21 protein-coding genes and 1 pseudogene are annotated in these 26088 nt (G+C 72.9%); 5 read left to right on the top strand and 17 right to left on the bottom strand.

Features of this window, described 5'->3' with window-relative positions; translation table 11 throughout:
- Positions 1–152: 152 nt before the first annotated feature.
- The 3 genes from IEY86_RS20650 to IEY86_RS20660 form a co-directional block, all read right to left on the bottom strand.
- Complete coding sequence (locus IEY86_RS20650; protein ID WP_189133272.1) at positions 153–1406, bottom strand: HRDC domain-containing protein; 1254 nt, start codon at positions 1404–1406, stop codon at positions 153–155.
- Positions 1407–1486: 80 nt separating this feature from the next.
- Positions 1487–2140 carry a helix-turn-helix transcriptional regulator gene (locus IEY86_RS20655; protein ID WP_189133273.1) on the bottom strand — a complete coding sequence of 218 codons (654 nt, stop codon included), beginning with the start codon at positions 2138–2140 and terminating at the stop codon, positions 1487–1489.
- Positions 2141–2703: 563 nt separating this feature from the next.
- Positions 2704–3357 (bottom strand): DUF3000 domain-containing protein, encoded by a 654-nt coding sequence (locus IEY86_RS20660; RefSeq protein WP_189133274.1) that lies wholly within the window; start codon positions 3355–3357, stop codon positions 2704–2706.
- A 126-nt stretch (positions 3358–3483) separates the two neighbouring features.
- On the opposite strand from IEY86_RS20660, the gene hemE reads away from it, so the two are divergent.
- Positions 3484–4539, top strand: coding sequence for a uroporphyrinogen decarboxylase (hemE, locus tag IEY86_RS20665; RefSeq protein WP_189133275.1), 1056 nt, complete (start codon positions 3484–3486; stop codon positions 4537–4539).
- A gap of 777 nt (positions 4540–5316) precedes the next feature.
- Here hemE and IEY86_RS20670 read toward each other — a convergent pair.
- Positions 5317–6426 carry a DUF4349 domain-containing protein gene (locus tag IEY86_RS20670; protein WP_189133276.1) on the bottom strand — a complete coding sequence of 370 codons (1110 nt, stop codon included), beginning with the start codon at positions 6424–6426 and terminating at the stop codon, positions 5317–5319.
- A 196-nt stretch (positions 6427–6622) separates the two neighbouring features.
- On the opposite strand from IEY86_RS20670, the gene hemG reads away from it, so the two are divergent.
- Together hemG and hemQ are read left to right on the top strand one after the other, a co-directional pair.
- Positions 6623–8104, top strand: coding sequence for a protoporphyrinogen oxidase (hemG, locus tag IEY86_RS20675; RefSeq protein WP_189133277.1), 1482 nt, complete (start codon positions 6623–6625; stop codon positions 8102–8104).
- 4 nt (positions 8105–8108) lie between these two features.
- Positions 8109–8852, top strand: coding sequence for a hydrogen peroxide-dependent heme synthase (gene hemQ, locus IEY86_RS20680; protein WP_189133278.1), 744 nt, complete (start codon positions 8109–8111; stop codon positions 8850–8852).
- A gap of 93 nt (positions 8853–8945) precedes the next feature.
- Here hemQ and IEY86_RS20685 read toward each other — a convergent pair whose 3' ends face one another.
- The 11 genes and pseudogenes from IEY86_RS20685 to IEY86_RS20740 form a co-directional block, all read right to left on the bottom strand.
- Entirely contained in the window at positions 8946–10856 is a 1911-nt protein-coding gene (locus tag IEY86_RS20685; RefSeq protein ID WP_229698637.1) for an alpha/beta hydrolase, read from the bottom strand.
- Between the two features lie 191 nt (positions 10857–11047).
- Positions 11048–11839: a TIGR04222 domain-containing membrane protein gene (locus IEY86_RS20690; protein WP_189133279.1), complete on the bottom strand. Its 792-nt coding sequence runs from the start codon at positions 11837–11839 to the stop codon at positions 11048–11050.
- A 94-nt stretch (positions 11840–11933) separates the two neighbouring features.
- Positions 11934–12962: a TIGR04222 domain-containing membrane protein gene (locus IEY86_RS20695; protein ID WP_189133280.1), complete on the bottom strand. Its 1029-nt coding sequence runs from the start codon at positions 12960–12962 to the stop codon at positions 11934–11936.
- Positions 12963–12971: 9 nt separating this feature from the next.
- Positions 12972–14358, bottom strand: a pseudogene (locus IEY86_RS36620) (MbnB/TglH/ChrH family RiPP precursor modification enzyme).
- Between the two features lie 133 nt (positions 14359–14491).
- The gene (locus tag IEY86_RS20710) at positions 14492–15205 is read right to left on the bottom strand and encodes an aminoacyl-tRNA hydrolase (protein ID WP_189133283.1); all 714 of its coding nucleotides are present in this window, start codon (positions 15203–15205) and stop codon (positions 14492–14494) included.
- Between the two features lie 269 nt (positions 15206–15474).
- Positions 15475–15693, bottom strand: coding sequence for a hypothetical protein (locus IEY86_RS20715; RefSeq protein WP_189133284.1), 219 nt, complete (start codon positions 15691–15693; stop codon positions 15475–15477).
- A gap of 461 nt (positions 15694–16154) precedes the next feature.
- Complete coding sequence (locus IEY86_RS20720; protein ID WP_189133285.1) at positions 16155–16748, bottom strand: TIGR00725 family protein; 594 nt, start codon at positions 16746–16748, stop codon at positions 16155–16157.
- Positions 16660–17064, bottom strand: a complete 405-nt coding sequence (gene msrB, locus IEY86_RS20725; RefSeq protein ID WP_189133286.1) for a peptide-methionine (R)-S-oxide reductase MsrB — start codon at positions 17062–17064, stop codon at positions 16660–16662. Before msrB ends, IEY86_RS20720 begins: the two co-directional genes overlap by 89 nt.
- A gap of 9 nt (positions 17065–17073) precedes the next feature.
- Positions 17074–18468 (bottom strand): UDP-N-acetylmuramate--L-alanine ligase, encoded by a 1395-nt coding sequence (gene murC / locus IEY86_RS20730; RefSeq protein ID WP_189133287.1) that lies wholly within the window; start codon positions 18466–18468, stop codon positions 17074–17076.
- Positions 18469–18629: 161 nt separating this feature from the next.
- On the bottom strand, positions 18630–19097 hold the full coding sequence (locus IEY86_RS20735) for an indole-3-glycerol phosphate synthase (protein WP_189133288.1): 468 nt from the start codon (positions 19095–19097) through the stop codon (positions 18630–18632).
- A 135-nt stretch (positions 19098–19232) separates the two neighbouring features.
- Positions 19233–20018, bottom strand: a complete 786-nt coding sequence (locus IEY86_RS20740) for a pyrimidine reductase family protein (RefSeq protein ID WP_189133289.1) — start codon at positions 20016–20018, stop codon at positions 19233–19235.
- Between the two features lie 184 nt (positions 20019–20202).
- On the opposite strand from IEY86_RS20740, the gene zapE reads away from it, so the two are divergent.
- Positions 20203–21234, top strand: coding sequence for a cell division protein ZapE (zapE, locus tag IEY86_RS20745; protein ID WP_189133290.1), 1032 nt, complete (start codon positions 20203–20205; stop codon positions 21232–21234).
- Between the two features lie 326 nt (positions 21235–21560).
- On the opposite strand, the gene IEY86_RS20750 is transcribed toward zapE, so the two are convergent.
- The gene (locus IEY86_RS20750; RefSeq protein WP_189133291.1) at positions 21561–23279 is read right to left on the bottom strand and encodes a cholesterol oxidase substrate-binding domain-containing protein; all 1719 of its coding nucleotides are present in this window, start codon (positions 23277–23279) and stop codon (positions 21561–21563) included.
- Positions 23280–23542: 263 nt separating this feature from the next.
- Between IEY86_RS20750 and IEY86_RS20755 the strand changes: the two genes are divergently transcribed.
- On the top strand, positions 23543–24079 hold the full coding sequence (locus IEY86_RS20755) for an Asp23/Gls24 family envelope stress response protein (protein WP_189133292.1): 537 nt from the start codon (positions 23543–23545) through the stop codon (positions 24077–24079).
- Positions 24080–24279: 200 nt separating this feature from the next.
- On the opposite strand, the gene treZ is transcribed toward IEY86_RS20755, so the two are convergent.
- The gene (gene treZ, locus IEY86_RS20760) at positions 24280–26025 is read right to left on the bottom strand and encodes a malto-oligosyltrehalose trehalohydrolase (protein WP_189133410.1); all 1746 of its coding nucleotides are present in this window, start codon (positions 26023–26025) and stop codon (positions 24280–24282) included.
- Between the last annotated feature and the right edge of the window lie 63 nt (positions 26026–26088).

The raw sequence follows: 26088 nt of genomic DNA on the forward strand, positions 1-26088 counted from the left end.
GGTCCCTCCCGCCCGACCTCGGGCGGAAGGACCTCGCACGCGTCGCTCCCGGCTGGGCGCGCCGCAACGATGGAGCGGCGGGCCCATACGGTCATGCTACTCACGGGTAACCACTGTGCCCAGCCCTGCCCCCCAAAGGGGCCAACGTCACATCACGACGTGTCCGTGTCGGTCAGCGCGGCGAGGAGGACCGGGGCCACCAGCTCCATCTGCCAGGGCCGTGCGCCGTGCGCCGCCAGGGCCTCGCCGACCCGCTCCAGAGACAGCGTCCTCGGGGGCTCCCAGCACACCCGGCGGACCGTGTCGGGGGTGATCAGGTTCTCCTGGGGCAGGCGGAGCTCCTCCGCGAGCGAGGTCACCGCGACCCGTGCCGCGGACAGCCGCGCGGCGGCCACCGGGTCCTTGTCGGCCCAGGCGCGGGGCGGGGGAGGGCCGGTCATGGGGGCGGTCGGCTGCGGCAGCCGGTTCTCCGGCAGGGCCCTGGCCCTGTCGATGGCGGCCATCCACACGTCCAGCTGGCGGCGGCTGCCCCGGTTGCCGAACCCCGGGAGCGCGACCAGCGCGTGCGTAGTGGCGGGCGGGGCCAGGGCGGCGGCGACGATGGCCGCGTCGGTCAGCACCCGGCCCGGGGAGATGTCGCGCTCGCGGGCCACCTGGTCGCGGGCCGTCCACAGCTCGCGGACGACGGCGAGCTGGCGGCGCCTGCGTACCTTGTGCATCCCCGAGGTTCGGCGCCATGGATCGACGCGGGGACCGGGCGGGGGAGCGGCGGCGATCGCGGAGAACTCCTGGAGGGCCCACTCCAGCTTCCCCTGCCGGTCCAGTTCCTCCTCCAGCGCGTCGCGCAGGTCGACCAGGAGCTCGACATCGAGGGCCGCGTAGCGCAGCCAGGGCTCGGGGAGCGGGCGGGTGGACCAGTCGACGGCCGAGTGGCCCTTCTCCAGGGAGTAGCCCAGGACGTTCTCGACCATGGCGCCCAGGCCCACGCGGGCGAACCCGGCCAACCGTCCGGCGAGTTCGGTGTCGAAGAGGCCGGCGGGACGCATGCCCAGCTCGCCCAGGCAGGGAAGGTCCTGGGTGGCCGCGTGCAGCACCCACTCGGCGTCGGCGAAGGCGGCCCCCAGGCCGGACAGGTCGGGGCAGGCGATCGGATCGACCAGCGCGGTCCCCGAACCGTCACGGCGCAGCTGGACCAGGTAGGCCCGCTGCCCGTAGCGGTAGCCGGAAGCGCGCTCGGCGTCGACAGCGACCGGACCGGTGCCCGCCGAGAAGGCGGCGATCACCTCGGCTAGGGCCTCCGGGCTGGCGACTACCGGCGGGATGCCCTCGCGCGGGTCCAGCAGAGGGACCGGCGCCGGGGTTTGTTCACTTGCGGTTTCAAGGGCGGCTTCTCGGGCGTCGGTCACCTACCCAGGGTAGCTGTCCATACAAAACGCCCGTCGACGGAACGTTCCGCCGACGGGCGTTCGACAAGCGGGCCCGACGATCAGTGAATGATCCCCGTACGCAGGGCGACGGCCACCATACCGGCGCGGTCGCCGGTGCCGAGCTTGCGGGCGATCCGGGCGAGGTGGCTCTTGACGGTCAGGGCGGACAGCCCCATCGACACGCCGATCGCCTTGTTCGACTGGCCCTCCGCGACGAGCCGGAGCACCTCGACCTCGCGTCCGGACAGTTCCCGGTAGCCGTTGGGTGTGGCACCCGGGGGACGGCGCAGGCGGGCGGCGCCCGCGCCGATCGGGGCGGCACCCGGACGCGGCGGCAGGCCGACGCTCGTACGGGTGCCGGTGACGACGTAGCCCTTGACGCCTCCGGCGAGGGCGTTGCGCACCGCGCCGATGTCGTCGGCGGCGGAGAGCGCGAGGCCGTTCGGCCACCCCGCCGCCCGCGTCTCCGCGAGCAGGGTCAGGCCGGAGCCGTCGGGGAGGTGGACGTCGGCGACGCAGATGTCGCGAGGAGTACCGACCCGGGGGCGGGCCTCGGCGATGGACGAAGCTTCGATCACGTCGCGGACTCCGAGCGCCCACAGGTGTCGGGTGACGGTGCTGCGGACGCGGGGGTCGGCGACGACGACCATCGCGGTCGGCTTGTTGGGCCGATAGGCGACCAGGCTTGTTGGGTGTTCGAGAAGAACCGACACCAGGCCTCCTGTGGGTGGCAGGACGGGTCCGACGTTGGGGAAGTCGGCGTGATCCGCGGTTTGAAAGGGTCACTGTGTGCTTCGGCACCATCCGTGCCCGTCTTTAGCGAAAGATCACGGTTTAGTTAGTAACAATTCGGGCAATGCGGGCTTCGTCCTGCTCGCGAAGAGCGCAAAAGTCGGCTCATCCGATCAGGATTGATGGGTAATCGGACAACAGTGGGCATCGGGGTGACGGAGTGTCACCGCTTGGGGTATCACTGCCCGGCTGCGAGTACCTTTCGAAGTCCCATTCGAAGTCCTCTTCGGGGCCCCTTCTCGGTTCCTTGGGGGTCCCTCTCGGCGTCACTTCGCGGTCCCTTTCACGGTCCCTCTCGAAGCGTCGGCAGCGGCCCTTCGCGGCCGTCCCTCCTCCGGACTCACCGACGGTTCGGGACCGGCCGCGACGTCCGTGCGGACGCCCGTGGGGGTGCCGCGACCGCGGAGGGCGATTCTGCCGCCGTGCCTCGCGGCGCCCCGTCAGCGCCTCCGCCGTACCTCGGCAGCGCCTCGTCCGTGCCTCGTCAGTGCCGCTGCGGACTGCGGCGGCTCGGCATCGGCACCACGCCGCCGCCTCCGGACCGCCCCGAGCCGGGGCCGCCGTCGTCGCCGTGGCCCGACGGAGGAAGACCGCCGGTGGTGCACAGCAGATCCGCCCACGCGGCCAGGTGCGCCGGAAGGTCCGGTCCCGCGCCCCGGTCCTCGGGCGTCCACGAGGCGCGGATCTCGACCGTGGTGGAGACGGGGCGCTCGCTCAGCCCGCCGAAGAAGTGGGAGGAACAGCGCGACACCGTCCCGCTCGGCTCGCCGAAGCGGGCGCCACGGCCCTCGAGCGCTCCGGTCAGCCAGGACCAGCCGACCTCCGCCAGCAGCGGGTCCTGGGCCATCTCCGGCTCCAGGTCCGCACGGGCCAGGGTCACCACACGGAAGTCGCCCTGCCACGCCTCGTGGCCGTCCGGATCGTGCAGGAGCACAAAGCGCCCGTCCGCCAGCTCCTCCCCCTCCACCGTCACCGAACCGGTGACCGCGTACGCGTACGGAGCCAGCCGCTGCGGCGCCCGGGTCGGGGTGAGCTCCACCTCCGGCCGTACGGCTGCCGCACGCAGCGCCTCCACCGCGCGCTGGAACTGGGGTGGGGTGCCGTCCCCGTCCGCGAGGTGCCCGCTGACCGCTGCCATGCTGCGAAGACTAGGCCGCCCGAGCGTCCGAGGCGCGCAAGGGCGCCCGCGTGGGCGGGTCGCCCACACGGACGCGCGCCATTCGGGCGGGGCGGGCGGTCCGTCGCCGCGTGCGAAGATTCAGGCGTGAGTGCCAACGAACAGCAGACGAGCAGGACGCACGACTCCGCGTTCTTGAAGGCGTGCCGCCGCGAGCCGGTGCCGCACACGCCGGTGTGGTTCATGCGGCAGGCCGGCCGCTCCCTGCCGGAGTACCTCAAGGCGCGCGAGGGCACGGCCATGCTCGAGTCCTGCATGCGGCCCGACCTGGTCACCGAGATCACCCTGCAGCCCGTGCGCAGGCACAAGGTGGACGCGGCGATCTACTTCAGCGACATCGTGGTGCCGCTCAAGGCCATCGGCGTCGACCTGGACATCAAGCCGGGGGTCGGCCCGGTCGTCGCCGACCCCATCCGCACCAGCGCCGACCTGGACCGGCTGCGCCCGCTGGACCCGGACGACGTGAAGTATGTGACCGAGGCCATCGGCATGCTCGTCCAGGAGCTCGGCTCCACCCCGCTGATCGGCTTCGCCGGCGCTCCGTTCACTCTGGCCAGCTATCTGGTCGAGGGCGGCCCCTCGCGCAGCCACGAGCGCACCAAGGCCCTCATGTACGGCGACCCGGAGCTGTGGGCGGACCTGCTCGACCGGCTCGCCGACATCACCTCGGCGTTCCTGAAGGTGCAGATCGCCGCCGGTGCCTCGGCCGTGCAGCTGTTCGACTCCTGGGTGGGCGCGCTCGCCCCGGACGACTACCGCCGCTACGTCATGCCCGCCAGCGCCAAGGTCTTCGAGGCCGTCGCCGGGCTCGGGGTGCCGCGCATCCACTTCGGCGTGGGCACCGGCGAACTGCTTAACCTCATGGGTGAAGCGGGCGCCGACGTGGTCGGCGTCGACTGGAGGGTCCCCCTGGACGAGGCGGCCCGGCGGGTCGGCCCCGGCAAGGCGCTCCAGGGCAACCTCGACCCGGCCGTCCTGTTCGCCCCGCGCGAGGCGGTGGAGGCCAAGGCACGAGAGGTGCTGAAGGCCGCCCGCTCCGCCGAGGGCCATGTCTTCAACCTCGGCCACGGGGTGCTGCCCAGCACCGACCCCGACGCGCTCACCAGGCTCGTGGAGTTCGTGCACAGCGAGACGGGTGCCTGAGCCTCCGGACCCGAGGTCTGAGAGAACTGAGCCCCGAGGGTCGGGACCGGAGGTCTGAGTACTGGGGTCGGAGGGTTGGGACCGGGGGTCTGGGAACTGCGGCCGGAGGCTCGGGATTCGAGGTCTGAGAACTGAGCCTCGGAGCCTGGGGCCTGGGAACTGCGGCCGGGGGTCGGGACCGGGGGTCTGGGAACTGCGGCCGGAGGCTCGGGATTCGAGGTCTGAGAACTGAGCCTCGGAGCCTGGGGTCTGGGAACTGCGGCCGGAGGCTCGGGATTCGAGGTCTGAGAACTGAGCCTCGGAGCCTGGGGTCTGGGAACTGCGGTCGGAGGGTCGGGACCGGGGGTCTGGGGGCTGAGGCCGGAGGGTCGGGACCGGGGGTCTGGGGGCTGAGGCCGGAGGGTCGGGACCGGGGGCCTGGGGGCTGAGGCCCGAGGGTCGGGACCGGAGGTCTGGGAACTGAGGCCCGAGGGTCGGGACCGGAGGTCTGGGAACTGAGGCCCGAGGGTCGGGACCGGAGGTCTGGGAACTGAGGCCCGAGGGTCGGGACCGGGGGTCTGGGAACTGAGGCCCGAGGGTCGGACCCGGGGTCTGAGAACTGAGCCCTGGGGCCCGGGGCCTGGCACCCGGGACCTGGGGCACGGGATCGGAGCCCGGTGGCTCCGGGCTCGGGAGGCCGACGCTGCCAGGTCGGCCGGTGGCACATTCCGGCGCACCTCGGCGGGTGGCAGCGGTCCCGTCGCTGCCGCCCGCCGGTTGTGGGCGGGTCCGCTCGCCCTACTCGCGTGGGCTCCGCTGGGCGCCATCCTCCCCGTCCTGCGGCTGCTCGCCCGCGGGCGCGGGCGCCGCGGGGCCGGCCGGAGTCGCGGGGTGGGGCGGAGCTGCGGGGTGGGGAGGTGCCGAGGGGTGCGCCGGCGGCGCCGGGTAGAGCGTCGACATGATCGGGGAGGGCCCCGCCACGGCCGGACGAGGCTGAGCCGCGCGCCTCAGGTAGCGGCGTCCCACGTAGAACAGCAGCGCCCCCAGCGCCGCGAACGGCAGGACCGCCGAGAAGACCACCAGCAGGGCACGCAGGGTCACATAGAACGCGTGCCAGCCGTCGCCGAGCGCGCCCACGACCGCCTCCCCGACGCCGTCCCCGCCCTTGTCCTTCTTCTTGGCCGCGGCGGCCGGTTCCACGACGTTGAGCGTCACCGTCGCCATGGTCGTACGCGACGCGAGCGACTTCTGCTGCTGCTCCAGCGACTCCAGATCGGCCTGGCGGGTATTCAGCTCGCCCTCGAGCGTGACCACATCGTCGATCCTGTCCGCCCGGTCCATCAGCTTGCGGATCCGGTCGACACTCGCCTTCTGCGACGTGATCCGGCTGTCGACGTCCACGACCTGGTCGGTGACGTCCTTCGCGGAGACCTTCCGCTCCAGCAGCTTGTTGCCCTCGCCGCGTCCGAGGGCCGCGAGGTCCTCCAGCGTCTGCTGGTAGGCGTCCTGCGGGACCCGCAGGACCAGGGTGGAGTGCTCGAAACCGTCCTCGTCCCGCCCGGTGTCCTCACTCCCCACATAGCCGCCCGCCGCGGTGGCCAGCCGCTGCGCCTCCTCCACCGCCCGGTCCACATGCCTGGTGCGGATGCGCAGGGACGCGGTGCGGATGACATGCGTCTGCGAGGGCTTGACCGCCTCCCGCCGCGACGCCGGGGGCTTGGGCGCCTGCCCCGGCTTCGCGTCCGAGTCGTAGGAGCCGCCGCGCTCGGCGCTGTCGGCGGCCCCCCGCTGAGCCTTGTTACCGCTGTCACCGCCCCTGCCCGAAGCCGAACATCCGGCCAGCAGGGCCACGGCGGCCAGCAGGAGTGCGAGCACGGCGGCGGAGAGGGAACGCCCGCGACCTGACATGGATCTTCGAACGAGCATCGTGAAACCCCCCGGTTCGAGGTGGCCCTGACTGCGGGCCACCGTGAGTGTCGGCGGTTCGACGGGTGCCGAGGTACGACGGTTTCCGTTTCGGGGATCTCGAACGCGTCACGGTACGGACGCGGAACGGCCCACCCGCGCCCGCCCGCCCGCCTGAGCCGTCTGCGAGAGTGGGGGCATGAACGCTTCGCCGCCGCAGCCCCGTTCCGTCCCGGACCCCAGGCACGTGGTCGTCGTCGGAGGAGGCATCTCCGGCCTCGCGGCGGCATGGTTCCTCCTGAGCGACGGCAGAGCGACGGACGGCGCGGGGACGCGGGTCACGGTGTTCGAGGCCTCGGACCGGCTCGGCGGCAAGCTGCACGCCGACGAGATCGCCGGGGTACCGGTCGACCTGGGCGCCGAGTCGATGCTGGCCCGCCGCCCCGAGGCGGTGGAGCTGGCCCGTGCCGTCGGCCTCGCCGAGGACCTGGAACCGCCTGCCACCGCCAGTGCCCGCCTGTGGACCCGTGGCGCCCTGCGGCCGATGCCCAGGGGCCATGTGATGGGGGTGCCCGGCGACCTCGCCCCGCTCGCCGCGGCAGGGGTGCTCTCCCCGCAGGGTCTGGCCCGTATCCCGCTGGACCATCTCCTGCCGCGCACCCCGGTGGCGGACGATGTGTCCGTCGGCGACTTCGTGGCCGCCCGGCTCGGCCGCGAGGTCGTGGACCGGCTCGTCGAGCCGCTGCTCGGCGGGGTCTACGCGGGCGACTCCTACCGCCTCTCGCTGAAGGCCGCGGTGCCGCAGCTGTTCGACGCCGCCCGCCGGGACCGCTCCCTGATCGAGGGTGTCCGAAGGATCCAGCGCCGGGCGCCCCGTGAGCCGGGGCCGGTCTTCATGGGCATCCGCGGAGGCGTCGGCAGGCTCCCGCTCGCCGTCGCCGATGCCTGCCGTCAGGCCGGTGCCCGGCTGGAGACGGGCACCGCCGTGCGCGAGCTCAAACGGTCCGCGAGTGGATGGCGGCTCGTCGTCGAGGGCCCGGACGGGATGCGCGCGGTCGGCGCCGACGCGGTGGTCGTCTCCTCGCCCGCCCCCGTCGCCGCCGGACTGCTCCGTGCCGAGGCACCGCAGGCGGCAGCCGAGCTCTCGGCGGTCGAGTACGCGGGCATGGCCCTGGTCACCATGGCGTTCCGCCGCCGTGACGTGGCGGGGCTGCCCGACAGCAGCGGCTTCCTCGTCCCGCCGGTGGACGGGCACACGATCAAGGCGTCCACGTTCTCCTCCCGCAAGTGGGGCTGGATCGACGCCGCCGACCAGGACACCTTCGTCCTGCGCACCTCCATCGGCCGCTACGGCGAGGAGGCGGACCTCGCCTGGGACGACACCGACCTGGTGCGGCTCTCGCGCGAGGACCTGAACGCGGCGGCAGGGCTCACCGCCGCCCCCGTCGCGGCCCGGGTCACCCGGTGGGGCAATGGGCTGCCGCAGTACCCCGTCGGCCATCTTGACCGGGTGGCTCGGATCAGGACCGACGTGGGCAAACTCCCGGGTCTGGCCGTGTGCGGGGCGGTGTACGACGGCGTGGGCATCCCGGCGTGCGTGGCCGGCGCGCGCCGGGCCGTGGACCGGCTGCTGGAAGAGGGGACCCCTGGTCCGGGCCGCACCGGGGCCGGGGGAGAATGAGCACATGACCGAGAGCACTGCCGCCGCTGCCGCGGAAGACGCCCAGGACGCCCCGGACGCCCCGAAGAAGAAGGCCCGCGATCTGAACCAGGTCATCCGGTACACCATGTGGTCGGTGTTCCGGCTGCGGGACGTGCTGCCGGAGGACCGCGTGGGATACGCCTCCGAGGTGGAGGAGCTGTTCGAGCAGCTCGCCGCCAAGGACGTCACCGTGCGCGGCACCTACGACGTCTCCGGGCTGCGCGCGGACGCCGACGTCATGATCTGGTGGCACGCGGAGACCGCGGACGCCCTCCAGGACGCCTACAACCGCTTCCGCCGCACTCGGCTGGGCCGCGCCCTCGACCCGGTGTGGTCGAACATGGCGCTGCACCGCCCGGCCGAGTTCAACAAGAGCCACATCCCGGCGTTCCTCGCCGACGAGACGCCCCGCGAGTGGGTCAGCGTCTACCCGTTCGTGCGCTCCTACGAGTGGTACCTGCTGCCCGACGAGGACCGGCGGCGCATGCTCGCCGACCACGGGAGGATGGCGCGGGGCTACCCGGACGTGCGGGCCAACACGGTGGCGTCGTTCTCCCTCGGCGACTACGAGTGGATGCTGGCCTTCGAGGCCGACGAACTGCACCGCATCGTCGACCTCATGCGCCACCTGCGCGGGTCCGAGGCGCGGCGGCACGTCCGCGAGGAGGTGCCGTTCTACACCGGGCGGCGCAAGGCCGTCGCCGATCTGGTGGCCGGGCTGGCCTGACGATCCAACGCCGAAACGGCGGTGGGCACCCGGTCCTGCCGGATGCCCACCGCTGTCTTCGCGGCCCGCTCGCCGTCCGCGGTGGGCCGGCCGCTACCGCCCGGTGCCGGAAGCGAGGGGGACGCCGTGCGAGGGGCAGCCCTCCGAGGCCGGACCGGCGTCGCCGTGCAGCAGGTAGTCGACCACCCGGTGGTTGACGCAGGGGTTGGGCAGATCGGTGACGCCGTGCGAACCGGAGTCCCGCTCCGTCACCAGCACCGAACCGGACAGCCTGCGCCGCAGTTCCACCGCGCCCGCGTACGGCGTGGCCGCGTCGCGTTCGGCCGCCACGATCATCACCGGCGCCAGACGTCCCCGTGTCCCGGCGCCGACATCCACCGGCCGCCCCTTGGGGCCCTTCCAGAACGCGCACGGCAGATTCATCCAGGTGTTGTCCCACGTCTCGAACGGGGCCCGACGGGCGACCCTGGTGCTGTCGCGGTCCCAGACCTTCCAGTCGCGGGGCCACGGAGCGTCGGCGCACTGGATCGCCGTGTAGACGGCAGAGCCGTTCTCGTCGTCGGCTGCCTGCGCGGGGTCCTTGGCGGCGAGAGCGACCAACCGCTCGGGGTTGCCGCGCACGTACTGGGAGAGGGCCGAGGCGCTGTCCGCCCAGACCATGTCGTAGTAGCCGGTGAGCAGGTAGGCGGCCTGAAGTTCGCCCGCGCCGACCTTCCCGCCCGCCGGGCGCGCGATGAGCTCCTTGCGGACCTTGTCGTAGGAGCGCTGGACCGCGGCGGCGGTGCGGCCGAGGTGGTAGACGGAGTCATGCCGGGCCACCCAGGTGCGGAAGTCGCGCCAGCGGGTCTCGAAGGCGACGTTCTGGTCCATGTTGTTGCGGTACCAGATGTGGTCCGGCGCCGGATTGACGGCGCTGTCCAGCACCATCCGGCGGACGTCGCCCGGGAAGAAGGTGGCGTAGACCCCGCCGATGTAGGTGCCGTAGGAGGCGCCCAGGAAGTTCAGCCGGTCGTCGTGGAGCGCCGCCTTGAGGACATGGAGGTCACGGGCGACATTGGCCGTCGTCATATGGGGCAGCAGCTTCGCCGAGCGGCGCCGGCAGCCTTCGGCGTACGCCTTGGCCTTGGCGACGCGGCGGCTCTTGTCCGCCGCCGACGTCGGATCCGGGTCGGGGGAGGGGCCCTTGGCAAGCGTCTTCGGGTCCTCGCAGGAGACGCGTGTGGACTGGCCGACGCCCCGAGGGTCGAAGCCCACGAAGTCGTACGCCTTCGCCACCCGCGTCCAGTTGGGGCTCTTGCGGGTGAGGGCGAGCGGGAAGGACAGGCCGGAGCCTCCGGGGCCGCCGGGGTTGTACAGCAGTGAGCCCTGGCGCTGCTCGCGTGTGCCCGTCGCCTTGGCCCGGCTGACCATCAGGCTGATCCGCGCGCCATGCGGCCGGGAGTAGTCCAGTGGCACCTCGACCCGTCCGCACCTGATCGGGGCGGGCAGGCGGGCGGCCTTGGGACATGCGGAGAAATGGACCCCGGCCGCGTAGGCCTCGCCAGCGGCCGTCTCGGCTCCCGCCTCCCGCACCTCACCGCTTAGCGGCAGCGCTCCGACTCCTGGCAGGCCCCCGCCTCCTCGAAGTGCGGCCTCTCGCTGAAGCCCACCGTCGTGCAGAAGGCCGCCGCCTCCTTGAAGGGCCGGGTCCTGGCGCAGGGCACCGTCCTGGAGAAGGCCGTCCAGCATCGGGCCGCCGCCCCGGAGAAGGCGGTCCTGAAGCACACCGCCGCCCCGGAGGCCGTCGTCCCAGCCGGCACCGGTGACCTGCCCCGACCCGACGTGCCCCGACCCGACGTGCCCCGAGGTGCCCTCTCCGGAGGCGCCTTGTCCGGAGCCGGCCTGTCCGGAGCCGCCCTGTCCCGACTCGTCCCGCACCGGATGCGGACGGTCGGCGGCCGCATCCGCCGGGGCCACCGCGAGCACTGCCGCCACGATGGCCGCGCTCATGCCGAAGCGCATCACTGCTCTCAAGGAAGTTCCCCTCTCCAGGGCCGCCCCGGGCCTGCGCGGCACCGGATCATGACAGCGATCCTTCGGAAGGTCTTTCCTTATGTAAAGCACCGTTTGTCCGGTGTCGGGATCAAGTCGCCGCCATTCAGGGGGAGTTGGGCCCAGGATGGTCATCCGATCGGATGCGCCCTTTCCGTGGGCGTTCACCCGTTGGAGGCGACTCGCCTCCCACCGCGCAAGGCGGTGCGCAGGAGCGGATCGGGCACCGCGGCGGGACCGCACACGGCGACCGCGGCCAGCACCTCACCATCGGCCGACTCCTCACCGCCCGTGCCCCGATCGGGTATTCGGAATCTCCGCAGGTAGTCCTGGCCGGCGGGCGAGGCCCACCGGGTGCAGGGGCCGATCTCGACATGGGCGATGGCAAGGCTCCCCAGGGTGATCAGCAGGGGCAGTGCGAACCAGCCGACCAGCGACCCGTCCGCACCCCGTGGATGCAGGACCGCGCCCATCACGAACGTGACGACGATCACGACCGAGGCCGCCCGCACCACGCGCACGGAGGAGTCAACGGCCAGGCGGGCGGCGGCCGGTACGGCGAGGCCGGCCTCGGTGAGCCGGTCGGCGAGCGAGCGCACGGCCTCGCCCTCGACGAAGGCGGCGCGCACGGCCGACACCGGTGACTGTCCCCCGGCCCCCACCGCCGATATCAGCGACCGCTCGATCTCGTCGCGCCCGTGCGGATCCACAACGGTGGCGTATCCGGTGTGCGCCAGCAGGATCCGCTGGTCACACGAGAGCCGGACCAGGGCGAGGTCGGTGACCCGCCGGGGACCACCGAAGAGGTAGGCCGCTTCGTACAGGCCCGGCGCTCCCCGCCGCTCCTCCCGCTCGGCGGGCTCCCGCGTCCGCGCGGCGGTGATCGCCGCACGGCACAGCCGCCCGCACGAGCCGATGGCCGCGATCCAGGCGACCAGGAGGAACAGGACCCACATGGGCCCGTTCTACCTGACGCCACCGACAATTCGCTCACCATTTCGATCGCGATTCGGTCCCAGCTCGCTGTCCGCTCCGGGCCGGCATCCGAGCTCAGCCGCCGCAGCTGGACCCGCCCCCGGAGCTGGACCCGCCCCCGCAGCTGGACCCGCCCCCGCAGCTCGACCCACCGCCGCAGCTGGACCCGCCCCCGCACGACGAACCACCCCCGCAGCTCGACCCGCCGCCCCCGCCCCCGCACGACGAACCACCGCAGCCGGAGGCGCCACCGCCGTCCGACGCACCGCACCACGAGGCGGTGCCGCAGGAGGTCCCGCCCGACGACACGACGGTATGGGCCGAGGCCATCGAGGGGCGCCACGCCATCAGATCGCGCAGAACCGGGTCCCACAGTGCCGCGGTGCCGACGATCGCCACCGTGCTCAGCATCGCCACATCCGTGGTGGCCGCTCCGGGGACCGTCCAGGGGTTCGCCCGGACCAACTCGTCCCGTTGCTGTCTGCCCCGGCGGGTCAACCGCCCCGGACGCGGCCCGAAGACCGTGATGACGACCAGGCTCCCCACGAAGAACGGCAGCAGCCATACGATCGGCGGCGGCCCCGAGGGGAAGCGATCGCTCTGGCCCACCCAGACGATCGTGGCGGCGACCAGGGCCCCGAACGACAGCACCAGGGCGACGACCACCCGGTTCCTGGCCCGGCGCCACCTGGTGTGGATCGCCGGCGCCAGCAGGAGACCGTTCGCCGCCAGCCCGTCGCCGACCTGCTGGATCGCGGGGTGGCGCATCATCTCCAGGCGCAGCGGGGCCAGTTCACGCTGCCTGGCCGGGCCGCAGGAGTCGATCAGCGCGGTCTCCAGGGGCCGCCGAGGGTGCGGATCGGTCACGGTGACGAGCCCGCTGCTGGAGACCACCACCCTGCCGTCGTAGTGCATTCCGGCGAGCACGGTCTCGGCCACGCGCCGCGGCCCTCCGGTCAGGAAGGCGGCGTCGAGCACCGACACCGGGTGCGGGACACGCGGGGCACGGTCCTCCAGCGACCGGGCCCTGCTCCAGGCCACGACGAGGTTCGCCCACGAGGCGAGCGTGAGCAGGCAGGCGATGAGGACGAGAACGGTCGACATGGCGGCCCCCTAGCCCAGCACCGAGGCACGGGCCCTGGCGGCGGCGGCCAGTCGGCGCAGCCGTCCCCGCGGACGCGGGGCGGGACCGGTGCGCTCGCGCACCCACGCGGTCAGCTCACACCGCTGTTGCCGGGTCAGATCACCCGCGGGGTCCCCGCTCGACTCCGCGGCGCGCAGCCGTGCCCGCGCGAACGAGAGGGCGTCCCGCCGCGCCCCACCGGCCGACGGATTGACCTGGGCGTAGCGGATGAACGAGGGCCGGAAGCCGTCGCCGAGGATCCGGGGCAGCTCGGGGGCGACCTTGGCGGTCACCGATGCCCGTTTGTCGGCGAGCGCCCGGGTCTGGAGCCGTACTCGCGCGGGGTCGAAGCCCTGGGGCACCGGAGTACCCGCGACGAGTGCCGACAGCAGGGCCGCCTGCGCCAGCGCGAGCCGCTGCCTGGCCGCGTCGGTCCCGGAGGCGGCGGCGCTGGAGTGGGCCGAGCCGGCGGCGGGTGCCGTGTTGGCGGTGGGAGCACCGGCCGGGGCGGATGCGGAAACGTTCATGGCGGCATTCCCCCTACGCTGCCTGAGGTGTGCGCGTGAGCACGCGGCGGATGGTGTCCAGCTCGGCGGCAAGCTCCGCCGGGGGCGGGAAGTTGTCGTCCCGCTCCAGCAGCACCCCGGGCGGGACGGCTTTCGAGCACAGCTGCCCGAGGACGTCGAGGACCGGCTCGGTGACCGGATGGGCGTGGGTGTCGTGCCAGACGCCGTCGCGCATCACTCCGCCCGCCACATGGACATAGGCGATGGCTTCCACCGGAAGGGCGTCGAGGGCGGCGGCCGGGTCCTCGCCGCGGTTGACGTGGTTGGTGTGCAGGTTGGCCACGTCGATCAGCAGGCGCACCCCCGTGCGCTCGACGAGCTCCGCGAGGAACTCGCCCTCGCTGTACTCGTTGTCGGGCCACGAGACGAGTGCCGCGATGTTCTCCAGCGCGAGCGGCACCGGAAGGCAGTCCTGGGCGATACGGATGTTCTCCGCCAGCACTTCCAGGCTGTCGCGGGTGCGCGGAACGGGCAGGAGGTGGCCCGCCTCCAGCAGCGGCGAGCCCGTCATCTCCCCGCCCGCCCGGACGAACGCGATGTGCTCGGTGACCAGCGGCGCCCCCAGCGCCTCGACCCGCTCCGCCAGCGCGGCCAGCCGCTGGGGGGCGGGACGCTCGGCGCCGCCGATGCCTAGGGAGACCCCGTGCGGAACGACGGTGACCCCGCGGTCGAGAAGCCGGCGCAGCGAGTCCGGGATGTGGCCGGGGCAGATGTTCTCCGCGACGACCTCGACCCAGTCGATGCCCGGCAGCCGGTCGAGCGCCGTGTCGATCTCGGACCGCCAGCCGATCCCCATGCCCAGGTGTTCCATCGTTTCCCCCTCCGACGCTGTCTCCCAAGCCGCTGTCTTCTACGCCGCTGTCTCCTCCGACGCTGTCCCCTCCGACGCGCTGTGCGGGGTTGATGGCCCCGGCGGGGGACGGCGAACCCTGGGCAGGCGTGGTTCAGAGCATGATTTGAGGTTGCCCGCGCAGCGCGGGCAGGTCGGCGACCACGGTGCAGGAGCCGGGCGCGATCTCCGTGAACCCGGCGTCACGTACGACCGGCAGACCGCTGTCGGTGAGCCGCCCCCAGCGCTCCGCGGCAGCGGTACGCACCGCGAGCCGGAAGCCGTCGCCTTCCCACGCGTGGCGCTCGGCGGGGGACAGCCGCCACCACGCGAGCTGGGCGGCATGCCCGACCTGGGCCATGGCCTTGCCCGCGCTCATCTCCAGCTCCGGGTTGAGCCACAGGACGGGCCCGCCGGTGTGCGGGGGCGCGACGGGCTCGGGGTCGGCGAGGTCGGTGCCGGAGACCTGGAGGCGGGCCAGGTCGCGCGGCCAGTCGTCGACGGGAACGGGCGGGAAGACCCGGACCCGGGCCCGCTCACCGTGGACGGTGATCCCGGCAAGCGCCTCGGCCCGCCGCCACTCCGCGCCGCGCGCCCGGCGCACCACCTTCCTTATCCGGCCGTCGGTCCATGAGCGCAGCGCCTTCGCCCACTCCCCGTCGCCCTCGACCCGGGGATCGGCGAGGAAGGTGAGCACAGCACGTGCCGAGGTCTCCAAGGCATCGGTCCTGGCCGGGGGTTCGGCCTTCTCGATGTTCACGACGAGCGGCAGGACGAACTGGGGCGCCGCGTCGCGCTCGGCAGCGGCGGGATCAACGGGGCTGGTCACGGCTCCAGCATGCCAGCCCCGTCACGGCGCCCGCCCGTCCGGTGCGGGACCACCGCGTCCACCCGTCATGCCGCCCCCATTTCTTGAGTGCGCCCCGATGCCGCACCACCCGCGAGTCCGGGCCGTCCACGATGCCGCCTCCCCTGCGAGGCTGCTTTTTGCCTGCGAGGGCGCTTCGCCCGCGAGTCCGGGCCACCCGCGAGTCCGGGCCGTCCGCGAGGCGGCCCTCCATGCGGCCGCGCCGCACACCGGGCAGCAACGTCGCGAGGTCAGGCCGCCGCCTGCCGGGAGACGGCCGCCGCGAGCGCCGCCGGCAGATCGATGGCGCCGGGCCCCACGTCCCGGCCGCTGTGGTCCACCGCCACCACCCAGGGGCCCGCGGCCCCCGTGGCCGAGCTGTCGGCCCAGGCCATGGTGGGGCCGTGACCCAGCACCAGGGCCGCAAGAGCGCTGCGGGCACGGTTGACACGGACCGTGATCTTCGCCATGGGATCCTCCGAATCGGGTGCTCCGTTTCCGACTCTGACCCCACGACTCGAGTCCGGCCTGAGTGGCCTCTCCGGCGCGTCTCAGGCGCCTTGTCCGCTCACCCGACCGGGCCGTCGGGGAACACATCCGCGACGTAGGCGTCCAGGTCGCCGGTGTCCGGTGCCGGCATGTGACGCACCCCGGCTGCCCGCTCGTGCCAGCGGCGAAAGCTCCCGCACGCAGCCTATGCAGGGGTGCTTCGACTTGCGAAGTGCGGGGGGCCTTACCGCTGGTGGAAGCCGTGCGGCACCGCAGGCGGCGGTGCCCGACGCCCTCGTCGGTTCTTGCGGCCAGCAGCTTCTTACGGCTTCTTGCCGCCTCTTACGGCCTCTTACGACCAGCGGCTTCTTGCGGCCTACGACCATCCGCTTCTTCGACCATCCGCTTCCTCCGGCCGTCCGCGATCCCCCGGGGAGGCCGCTCAGCTCTCCAGGGCCCAGCCGACGGCCTCCTCCGGCGAGGAGGCCTGCCGGGGCCCCGGCAGCTCGGTGCCCCCGGCGTCGAGCACCCGCCAGCCGCCGAGGCCGATGACGGGCGTGGAGCCCGACCGTACGGCCATGGCGACCTCCGACAGCGTGCCCCAGGAGCCGCCCACGGCGATCACCGCGTCCGCCGAGGCGACCAGGACGTGGTTGCGGGCCTGGCCCATGCCCGTGACGATCGCCGCGGACAGCTCACGGTTGGCGCCGGTCCGGTCGGCGCCGGACAGCACGCCGATCACCAGCCCGCCCGCCCGTGCGGCCCCCTCGGCGGCGGCCTCCATGACACCGCCGTAGCCACCGCACAGCACAACCGCCCCGGCCGCCGCCAGCAGCTCTCCCACGGAGCGAGCCGCGGCCGCCTCCTCGGGCGTGCACACGCTGGGGCCGCACACGGCCACCTGCCGTACCTGACCGGATCCTCCGGACACGACCGCGGCCCGGCGCCTACGCGTCCGGGGCCAGGCGCAGCGAGATCGAGTTGATGCAGTAGCGCTGGTCCGTCGGGGTCGGGTAGCCCTCGCCCTCGAAGACATGGCCCAGATGTGAGCCGCAGGTGGAGCACCGGACCTCGACGCGGACCATGCCGTGGGAGCGGTCCTCGATCAGCTCGACGGCCTTGGAGTCCGCCGGGTCGTAGAACGACGGCCAGCCGCAGTGGCTCTCGAACTTCGTGTCGGAGCGGAACAGTTCCGCCCCGCACGCCCGGCAGGAGTACACGCCGGTGGTCTTCGTGTCGGTGTACTCACCGGTGAACGCCTGCTCGGTGCCCGCCTCGCGCAGCACCCGGAACTCGGATGGAGTCAGCTGCTCGCGCCACTCGTCCTCGGACTTCTCGACTTCGTAGGCCATGTCTGAAGCCTACGACTCGAGCCTCGCGAGGATCTCGGGGCCGAGGAAGGTCACATCGCCCGCGCCCATCGTCAGGACGAGGTCGCCGGGGCGGGCCAGCCCGGCCACGACGCCGGGGACGGCGGTCATCGAGTGCTCGGCACGCACCTCGGCGCCGAGCGCGGCGGCCGCGCGGACCACGATGTCGCTGGTCACGCCCGGCACCGGGTCCTCACGCGCCGGGTAGATGTCCATCACGACCGCGGAGTCGGCGAGCGCCAGGGCCTCGCCCATCTCCTTGCCGAGCTGCTGGGTGCGGCTGAACAGGTGGGGCTGGAAGACCACCAGGACCCGGCCCCCGCCCGCGTTGCCGCGGATCGCCTCGAGGTCGGCGGCGATCTCGGTGGGGTGGTGGGCGTAGGAGTCGATGACCTGCACGCCGCGGGCGGTGCCCTTGACCTGAAGGCGCCGGCGTACGCCGGTGTACTGGGCCAGGGCGGGGCCGAGGTCGGCCGCGGGAACGCCCAGCGCGGCGCCCGCGGCGAGGGCGGCCACCGCGTTGTGCGCGTAGTGGCGGCCGGGGACGGACACCTTGAACGGCAGTTCGCCTCCGCCGAAGGATTCCGGCAGCGCCACCGTGACCTCGCTCGCCAGGCCCTTCGGCTCGAACTTCAGCACCCGCACATCGGCGTCGTCCGCCTCGCCGACCCGGATGATCCGCAGGTCCTGGCGGGTGATCCGGGAGGCCAGCTCCCGGGCGCCCGGGTTGTCGGCGGAGACGACCAGGGCGCCACCGGGGGTGATCCGGTCGACGAAGGTCACGAAGGACTCGTAGACCTCTTCGAGCGAGGCGTAGTTGGCGTGGTGGTCCAGCTCCACATTGAGGACGATCGCCACCTCGGGCGCGTACTTGTGGAAGCTGCGGTCGCTCTCGTCGGCCTCGGCGACGAAGATGTCGCCGGTGCCGTGGTGGGCGTTGGAGCCGGGCTCGTTGAGATCGCCGCCGATGGCGAACGACGGGTCGAGGCCCAGGCTGGACAGGCTCACCGCGAGCATGCTGGTCGTGGTGGTCTTGCCGTGCGTGCCCGCGACGGCGATGGCGCGGCGCCCCTCCATCAGGGCGGCGAGGGCGTCGGCGCGGTGGACGATCGGAATCCCGCGCTCGGTGGCGGCGGCGATCTCCGGGTTGTCGGTGCGAATGGCGCTGGAGACCACCACACAGCTCGCGTCCTCGGCCAGATGCTCGGCCGCGTGGCCGATGTGCACCTCGGCGCCGAGCTGCTTGAGTGCCAGGACCGTCGCGGACTCCTTGGCGTCGCTGCCCGCGACGTGGGCCCCGCGCATCGCGAGGATCTTCGCCAGGCCCGACATTCCCGCACCGCCGATGCCGACGAAGTGCGGGCGGTCCATGGAGGCCGGTGCCATCTGCGTTACTCCCCGAGGTGCGGTGCGGTTCTGCGGGTGGCACCCGGGTGCCCGGCGTCCGGGCGCCGCGGGTGCGGTGTGCCTAGATTCTGCACCACTGAGTGGGTGCGCCGCGGCGGCGGCCGCGGCGACCGGCCCCGCGGCGCACCCCGCCCCGGACGTCACTCGGTGTGAGCGAAGAGTTTGAGGACGGGGACGCCCACTTTGTGCCTCGCCCGCGATGCCCAGTCACGGTGGAAGAACTCCTCCACCAGGTGCGGCGCCGTCATCACCACCACCTCGTCGGCCTTGGCCTCGTCGACGATGGAGCGCAGCATGTCGAGGGGGTTCTCCTCCACCACCTGGCCGACGGCCTCGGAACCGGCGTCGCGCAGCGCCCGCAGGCTGTGCTCCAGGGCCAGGGCCGCCACGGGTGCGGCCTTCTCGCCCTCCGGCTCCTCGCGTTCGCGGGCGGCCTGGTCGAGCTGGCCGAGGGCGACATCGTCCAAGGCACGCAGCAGCCTGTCCTGGTCGCCGCGCGGCTGCATGAGCACGATGAAGGAGACCTGCTCGTCGTCGTGGAGCGTGGTCAGCAGCTCCACATCGGCGGGGACGAGCGGCTTCTCGATCATCAACACGGTCGTGAACACGGGACGTCCTTCTCTCTCACGGGCCCCACAAGCCCCTTCAGAACCATCCTGCCTCGGTCCGGCACGCGGCACGCGCCGATGCGCCACCCCACGGGGGTGTACGGGAGAGGTGTTCCAGGGAACGGGGGCAAGAGCTCATGGTCGGTTGTCGCGGGTGTACCGGGTGAACAGGAATCCGTCCTCCTCCAGGACGGACGACAGGGTGAGGCGCTGGGGGTTCTCGAGGCGCGGCCCGTCCATGATCCTTGCCGCGTCCCCGGCGGTGACCAGCGGTGCCAGGGTCAGGCACAGCTCGTCGAGGGCCCCGGCGAGGCAGAGACCGGCCAGCAGACGAGGGCCGCCCTCGGTGAGCAGCCGGAGATGGCCCCGCTCGGCGAGGGCCGCCACCGCCCGGGCGGGCTCCACACCCCGGCCCTCGCCCGCCACCACGACGTCGGCCACGGCACGGGCGGCCCTCATCCGGTCCTCCGGGGCGTGCGCGCCGGTGAGCACGATGGTCGGCACGAGTGGGTCGGTGAACAGGGGCGCCGAGAAGTCCAGGTCCAGGCCGGCGGTGACGACGGCGATGGCCGGGGCCGGGGGCTGGCCGAGGGCGGCCCGCCGCTCGGCGAACACCTCACGGGCCCGGGCCGGGCGGTAGCCCTCCTGGCGTACCGTTTCAGCGCCTACGACGACGGCGTCCGCAAGCCCGCGCAGGACACCGAAGACCCGCATGTCGGCGGGGCTGGACAGGGCCTGGGACCGCCCTTCGTGGTGGGCGGCTCCGTCGAGGCTGGAGACCATGTTCGCCCGCAGCCAGGGATGGCCCTCCCGGACGGCGCCGGGGTACTCGTACTCATCGGCGAGGGCGTCGACGGAGTCGAGCTCCGGTGCGGGGTCCGGCTTGCCGGGGGTGGCGGAGACGGTGAACAGACGGCGCATGTCGGGCAGTGTTGCACGCCCCGTAGAGTGAGGGGTTGTGTCCCCAGCAGCACGTCCTTCCAAACCAGGTCACTGCGGCGAGTCGCGCCCCGATCAGGGCCCCCACCAGGCCGGGACCCTACCGCCGTCGCCGTCCCAGGCCCTGTCCCCGGCCCCGTCCCCAGCCGCGGACGGGCGAGCGCCCGTGACCCTGTGCGAGCGCCACCCCGTCGTGCCCGCCGACCGACTGGTCGCCGAGATGGTGCCGCCGCCGCGCTTCGACGGTGTGCGGTTCGCCACCTACATTCCCGACTCCGGCCGACCCAGTCAGGCGGAGGCCGTGGGGGTGCTGGAGGGATTCGCGGCCGGTTTGGCGGGGGCGACGGCGAGCGGTCAGGGGAGCAGACGCTGGTTCCGCCGGGCCCCGGCGGCCCCGGCCGGCCCCAAGGGTGTCTACCTCGACGGTGGGTACGGCGTGGGGAAGACCCATTTGCTGGCGTCGCTGTGGCATGCCGCTCCCGGGCCGAAGGCCTTCGGGACGTTTGTGGAGCTGACGAACCTGGTCGGTGCGCTCGGCTTCCAGCAGGCGGTGGAGGCGCTGTCCGGGCACGTCCTGGTGTGCATCGACGAGTTCGAGCTGGACGATCCGGGAGACACGGTGTTGGTCTCGACGCTGCTCGGGCGTCTGGCCGACGCGGGGGTGAGGCTGGCGGCGACGTCGAACACGCTGCCGGGGAAGCTGGGGGAGGGGCGCTTCGCGTCGGCGGACTTCATGCGGGAGATCCAGGGGTTGTCGGCACACTTCCGGAGCCTGCGGATCGACGGTGAGGACTACCGGCACCGGGGGCTGCCGGACGCGCCGGCGCCGTACACCGACGAGGAAGTGACCGAGGCCGCGGGGCGGGCGGTGGGGGCGTCGCTGGACGACTTCGGGGATTTGCTGAGTCACTTGGCGAAGGTGCACCCGAGCCGGTACGGGGCGATGTGCGACGGGGTGGACGCGGTGTTCTTGCGCGCGGTGCATCCGGTGCCGGACCAGAACACGGCCTTGCGGTTGGTGGTGCTGGCGGACCGGTTGTACGACCGAGAGGTGCCGGTGGTGGCGTCGGGGACGCCGTTCGACCGGATCTTCAGCGACGAAATGCTGAGGGGCGGATACCGCAAGAAGTATTTGCGAGCGGTCTCGCGGTTGGTGGCGCTGGCCAGAGACAGCGAGACCCTGGTCACGCGGGACTGACGGTCGTTGGTGGCGGGCGTGGTGTTTGCCGAAGCCGTCGTCAGCGAGAGAACGACATCGTGGCGCGGGCGGCCCTGCGGCCCGACTGCGGCAAGGCCCACGGGGACGCGCTCGGACGGTGCGGCACCGGGGCCGCGCCGTGGTGCGTCGTCCCCGCCGACGACAAGTGACACCGGAACGGGCTCGTCGGCGAGCTGCTCCTCGAACACCTCCGGGAGATCGAGCCGGTCCATCCGCCGGCCGACCTCGATGTGGAGGAGTACCGCACGATGCCGCTGGAGACCTGGTCCGACGTCAGTTCGCATGAACCGGCGCTCCGGCCGCGCTCAGGGCAGGAGCCTGTCCAGGAACGCGTTGGAGAAGACCCGCCCGGGGTCGTACCTGTTGAGGATGGACCTCGCCGTCTCCCACCCCTCGAACGACGCCGGGATCGAGTCGGTCAGCGCACCCCGGTCCGTCCATGCCCCGCTGTCGGTGTACGCCCAGCCCTTGGACCACTCCGGGCGCACAGCGGCGTACGAGCCGGTGTAGTTCGACAGGATCCACTGCTCCAGTTCGCGGAAGAATCCCGCCGCCCCCGGCGTGCCGGGATACGTGGCGAAGTCCAGCCACACCACCGTGTCCCACTCCGGATGTCCGGCGTCGGCGCGGGCGGGGGAGAGGAGCGCCGCGGTGGTACCCCGGTCAACCCCCGTCACTCGCAGCTCGATCGGTCCATTGACCGGGAACGACCCCCGGGCCTGGTAGGCGCCCAGCTGCGACCGGTAGCGCCCCACGAACTCGTACACCACGCGCTGCACCTGAGCCCGTGAAGTGAGCACCGCCCAGCCCGCCTCCACGATCCTCAGCGTGGAGGTCTCCACGTACAGCAGCGGGTTCTTCGACCAGCCCCACACATCCCAGGTCCCGGTGGTGATCAGCCCCGACCCCACGATCGCCATGGCCAGCTTGGTGAATTCCGGGGTGCACCCGGTGTCGCCCGAGACGATCCTCCCCAGGAACCCCGACATCTCCTCCGTGACCCGGTTGGCGAAGGTGTACGGGTACGGCGAGTCGATCTGCTTGGACAGGAGCGGGCGGTTCGGCGCCACGCTCCACACCTTCAGCCAGGGCACATCGGTGAACGGGAACCAGATCGCCTCCACCCGTCCCGTGCGCGCCACGTACGAGGCGAGGGTCCGGCCCCCGCTGCCCGGGGAGGCGAAGACGGTGCCCACCGGCACGTCGAACCAGTTCTGGCAGCGCAGACGGGTGTTGGCCGCCGCCCTCAGTGTCACCTCGACGACGAATGCCCGGCCGAGGTGGACGAGGAAGGCGCCGATGTCCGGGTCGGACCGGTCGAACGTCCTGAGCGTGTACGTCCCCCGCTCCGCGTCCCACACCACGGCTGTCAGCGAGGTGACCAGGTCGCTGAGCGTGCCGAAGCCCGAGCCCGCGGGCGGGTTCTCTCCGGGGGCCGGTACCCCCGTGCCGTGGCCGCCGATGGCCAGCGCTCCGCCGATCGTCAGCTGCCCCGGTGCGGTGGTGGCGGCGAGCCCGTAGCCCGCTTGTTCCAGGCGGGTGAGCACAGCCTCCAGGGTCGCCCCCGCCTGCGCCGTGACGGTGGGCGGTGCGCCCGGGCGGACCGTGATCGCGGTGAGGTCGGCCGTGGTGTCCACGAGCACCGTTCCGGCCGGATCCGTGCCCGCCGGGAGCACCAGCGGCGACCAGTTGTGGCCCTTGCCGCGGGCGCGAACACGGTACTGGTTGGCGTGTGCCCAGTCGGCGACGGCGACCACGTCGTCCGGGGTTCTGGGCACGGCCGTCCAGACATTCTCGACGATGATCTCCAACGACCAGTTCCGGAAGGCCTGTTGGACCAGCGGGACGCCGGGCGGGAAACTGGGCGGCGGTGCGAGTGTGGAGGCGGCGCTGCCTGCCGGAACGCGGTGGGCCGGTGTCCAGGTGGCGGCCGCGGCGGCGGTGGCGGCCGCGGTGAGAAGGGTGCGGCGGGAGATGCGGGAGAGGTTCACACGCGGTCGTCCCGGACCGCTGTCGGTGGGCATGGTGGACGTCCTTCCGGCGCGCGGCGCGCCGTCCCGTTGCGTCGCACGCGGCTCGAAGGGGAGTGGATTTCAGGCCGGTTCGGCGGCAGAGTAATCTGACGATCTATCAGTTACAATGCGAAATGACGGACGATGTGCTATGGGAAGCGGCACTTGAGAACTCCCCGAGAAAATTCAGGAATCCGCGTGACGACCACGTGCCTCGTGTGTCCACAGTGGTGTCAGGGCCTCACGGCCATGGACGATCGAGGAGGAAGCACCTCATGACCACCAACACGGGCCAGTCGGCCGCCGCTTCGGCGACCGGAGGGGGCCAAGGCGTGGCGGCCGTCCCGGCACAGGCGGCGGGCTCGAAGGAGCCGGTGGAGCTCGGCGGCACCGCGATCGAGGTGCGCGGATCCGGGCCGCTCGCGGCGCCGGCGGAGCGCGGCAGGACCTCCATCGCGGACGGCGTGGTGGAGAAGATCGCGGGTATGGCGGCCCGCGAAGTGCCCGGCGTCCACGCGCTCGGCGGAGGTCTCGCCCGCACCCTCGGCGCCGTGCGCGACCGCGTTCCCGGCGGCCGCACCAATGTCGCCCGCGGGGTGAAGGTCGAGGTCGGTCAGCGGCAGACCGCCATCGACATCGACCTCGTGGTGGAGTACGGAGTGCCCATCACCGAGGTCGCCTCCGACGTGCGGGAGAACGTCATCGCGGCGGTCGAGCGGATGACCGGCCTGGAGGTCGTGGAGGTCAATGTCTCCGTGATCGACGTCCACCTCCCGGACGAGGACGAGGACCCCGACACCCGCGTGCAGTAGGCGAGCGGCTCCCGCGGGCGGCGTCAGCCGGGTCCGCTCAGCCCGCTCAGGCCCCAGCCCGCTCAAGCCCTCAGCCCGCTCAGCCGGGTGCGGCCGAGCTCCCGCCGGCCGGTCCCGCCGACCGGTCCTGTCCAGCCGTCCGCGGCAGCCGTCCTGCGCAGCCGTCCTGCGCAGCCGGTCCCTGTTCAGTCGATCCCTGTTCAGTCGGTCCTGATGACCGCCAGCGTCTCGCCCGGCAGCTCCAGGTCCGCCGACGCCCCGAGTCCGAGGGGGCCGGAGGCGGCCAGGAGCTGCGCGGCGATGCCCGACAGCGGCACCGAGCGGGGCTGGTTGGTCAGGTTCGCGGCCACCCGCAGGCTCCCCCGGCGCATCACCAGCCAGCGGCCGAGTTCGTCGAAGTCCACCCGGACGGCCGACAGGTCGGGGTCGGTCAGCTCCGGCTCCGTCCGCCGTAGCGCGAGGAGTTCGCGGTACCAGTCGAGGAGCCCGGAGTGCGGGGCGCGCTCCGGCTCGGACCAGTCCAGGCAGGACCGCTCCCACGTCGCCCGGTCCTGCGGGTCCGGCACCTCCTCCTCGCTCCAGCCGTGCGCGGCGAACTCCCGCCGCCTGCCCCGGCTGACCGCCTGTGCCAGCTCCGGATCGGTGTGGTCGGTGAAGAACTGCCACGGCGTGCCCGCGCCCCACTCCTCGCCCATGAAGAGCATCGGGGTGAACGGGGAGGTGAGGACCAGTCCCGCGGCCACGGCGAGGAGGCCGGGGGACAGGCAGGCCGGCAGCCGGTCGCCCACCGCCCGGTTGCCCACCTGGTCATGGGTCTGCGCGTAGCCGAGGAAGCGGTCGGCGCTCGCGCGCAGCGGGTCGACCGGCCGGCCGTGGTGCCTGCCGCGGAACGACGACCAGGTGCCGTCGTGCAGCCACACCCGGGTCAGCGTCTTGGCCAGTGCGGCCAGCGGAGCCTCGGCGAAGTCGGCGTAGTAGCCCTGCCGTTCACCGGTCAGCGCCGTGTGCAGGGCGTGGTGGAAGTCGTCGCTCCACTGCGCGTGCAGCCCGAGGCCGCCCGCCTCGCGCGAGGCGGTGGTCCGAGGATCGTTGAGGTCGGACTCGGCGATCAGCGTCAGCGGGCGGCCCAGCGCGGCGGACAGGGCGTCCACCCGGGTGGACAGCTCCTCCAGGAAGTGCAGGGCACGGGTGTCGGCGAGGGCGTGCACCGCGTCGAGGCGCAGCCCGTCGAGGTGGTAGTCGCGCAGCCAGGCCAGGGCGCTGCCCAGCAGGTAGTCGCGCACCTCGTCGGAGCCGGGCGCGTCGAGGTTGACGGCCGAGCCCCAGGGCGTGTGGTGGGTGTCGGTGAAGTACGGGCCGAAGGCGGGCAGATAGTTGCCCGACGGCCCGAGGTGGTTGTGCACCACGTCCAGCAGGACCGCCAGCCCGCGGCCGTGGGCCGCGTCCACGAAGCGCTTGAGGCCGTCGGGCCCGCCGTACGGCTCGTGCACCGCCCACAGCGACACCCCCTCGTACCCCCAGCCATGGGTGCCGGGGAACGGGCAGACGGGCATCAGCTCGACATGGGTGACCCCGAGGCGCACCAGGTGGTCCAGCCGCTCGGCCGCCGCGTCGAACGTGCCCTCCTTGGTGAAGGTGCCCACATGCAGCTCGTAGACCACCCCGCCGGGCAGCGCCCGCCCCGGCCAGCCGTCGTCCGTCCACGCGAAGCGGCCGTGGTCGACGACCTGGCTCGCCCCGTGCGGACCGTGCGGCTGGCGGCGCGAGCGCGGGTCGGGGAGCAGGCCGCCGCCGTCGAGGCGGAAGCCGTACTCAGTCCCGTCCCCGGCCTCGGCCCTGGTGTGCCACCAGCCGGGGCGGCCGGCGTCCTCGCGCATCGGATACCGCCTGTCCGCCGCCTCCAGCGCCACCCGGCGGGCGTGGGGCGCCCACACGTCGAAGGCCAGGGACGAGGTTTCCGGCGGGGTTTCCGGCACGGTCGGCTGCTCCCTCGGTGCGGCGGCTCGTGG

Source organism: Wenjunlia tyrosinilytica, from assembly GCF_014646055.1.
In the GTDB taxonomy this organism is placed as follows: Bacteria; Actinomycetota; Actinomycetes; order Streptomycetales; family Streptomycetaceae; genus Wenjunlia; species Wenjunlia tyrosinilytica.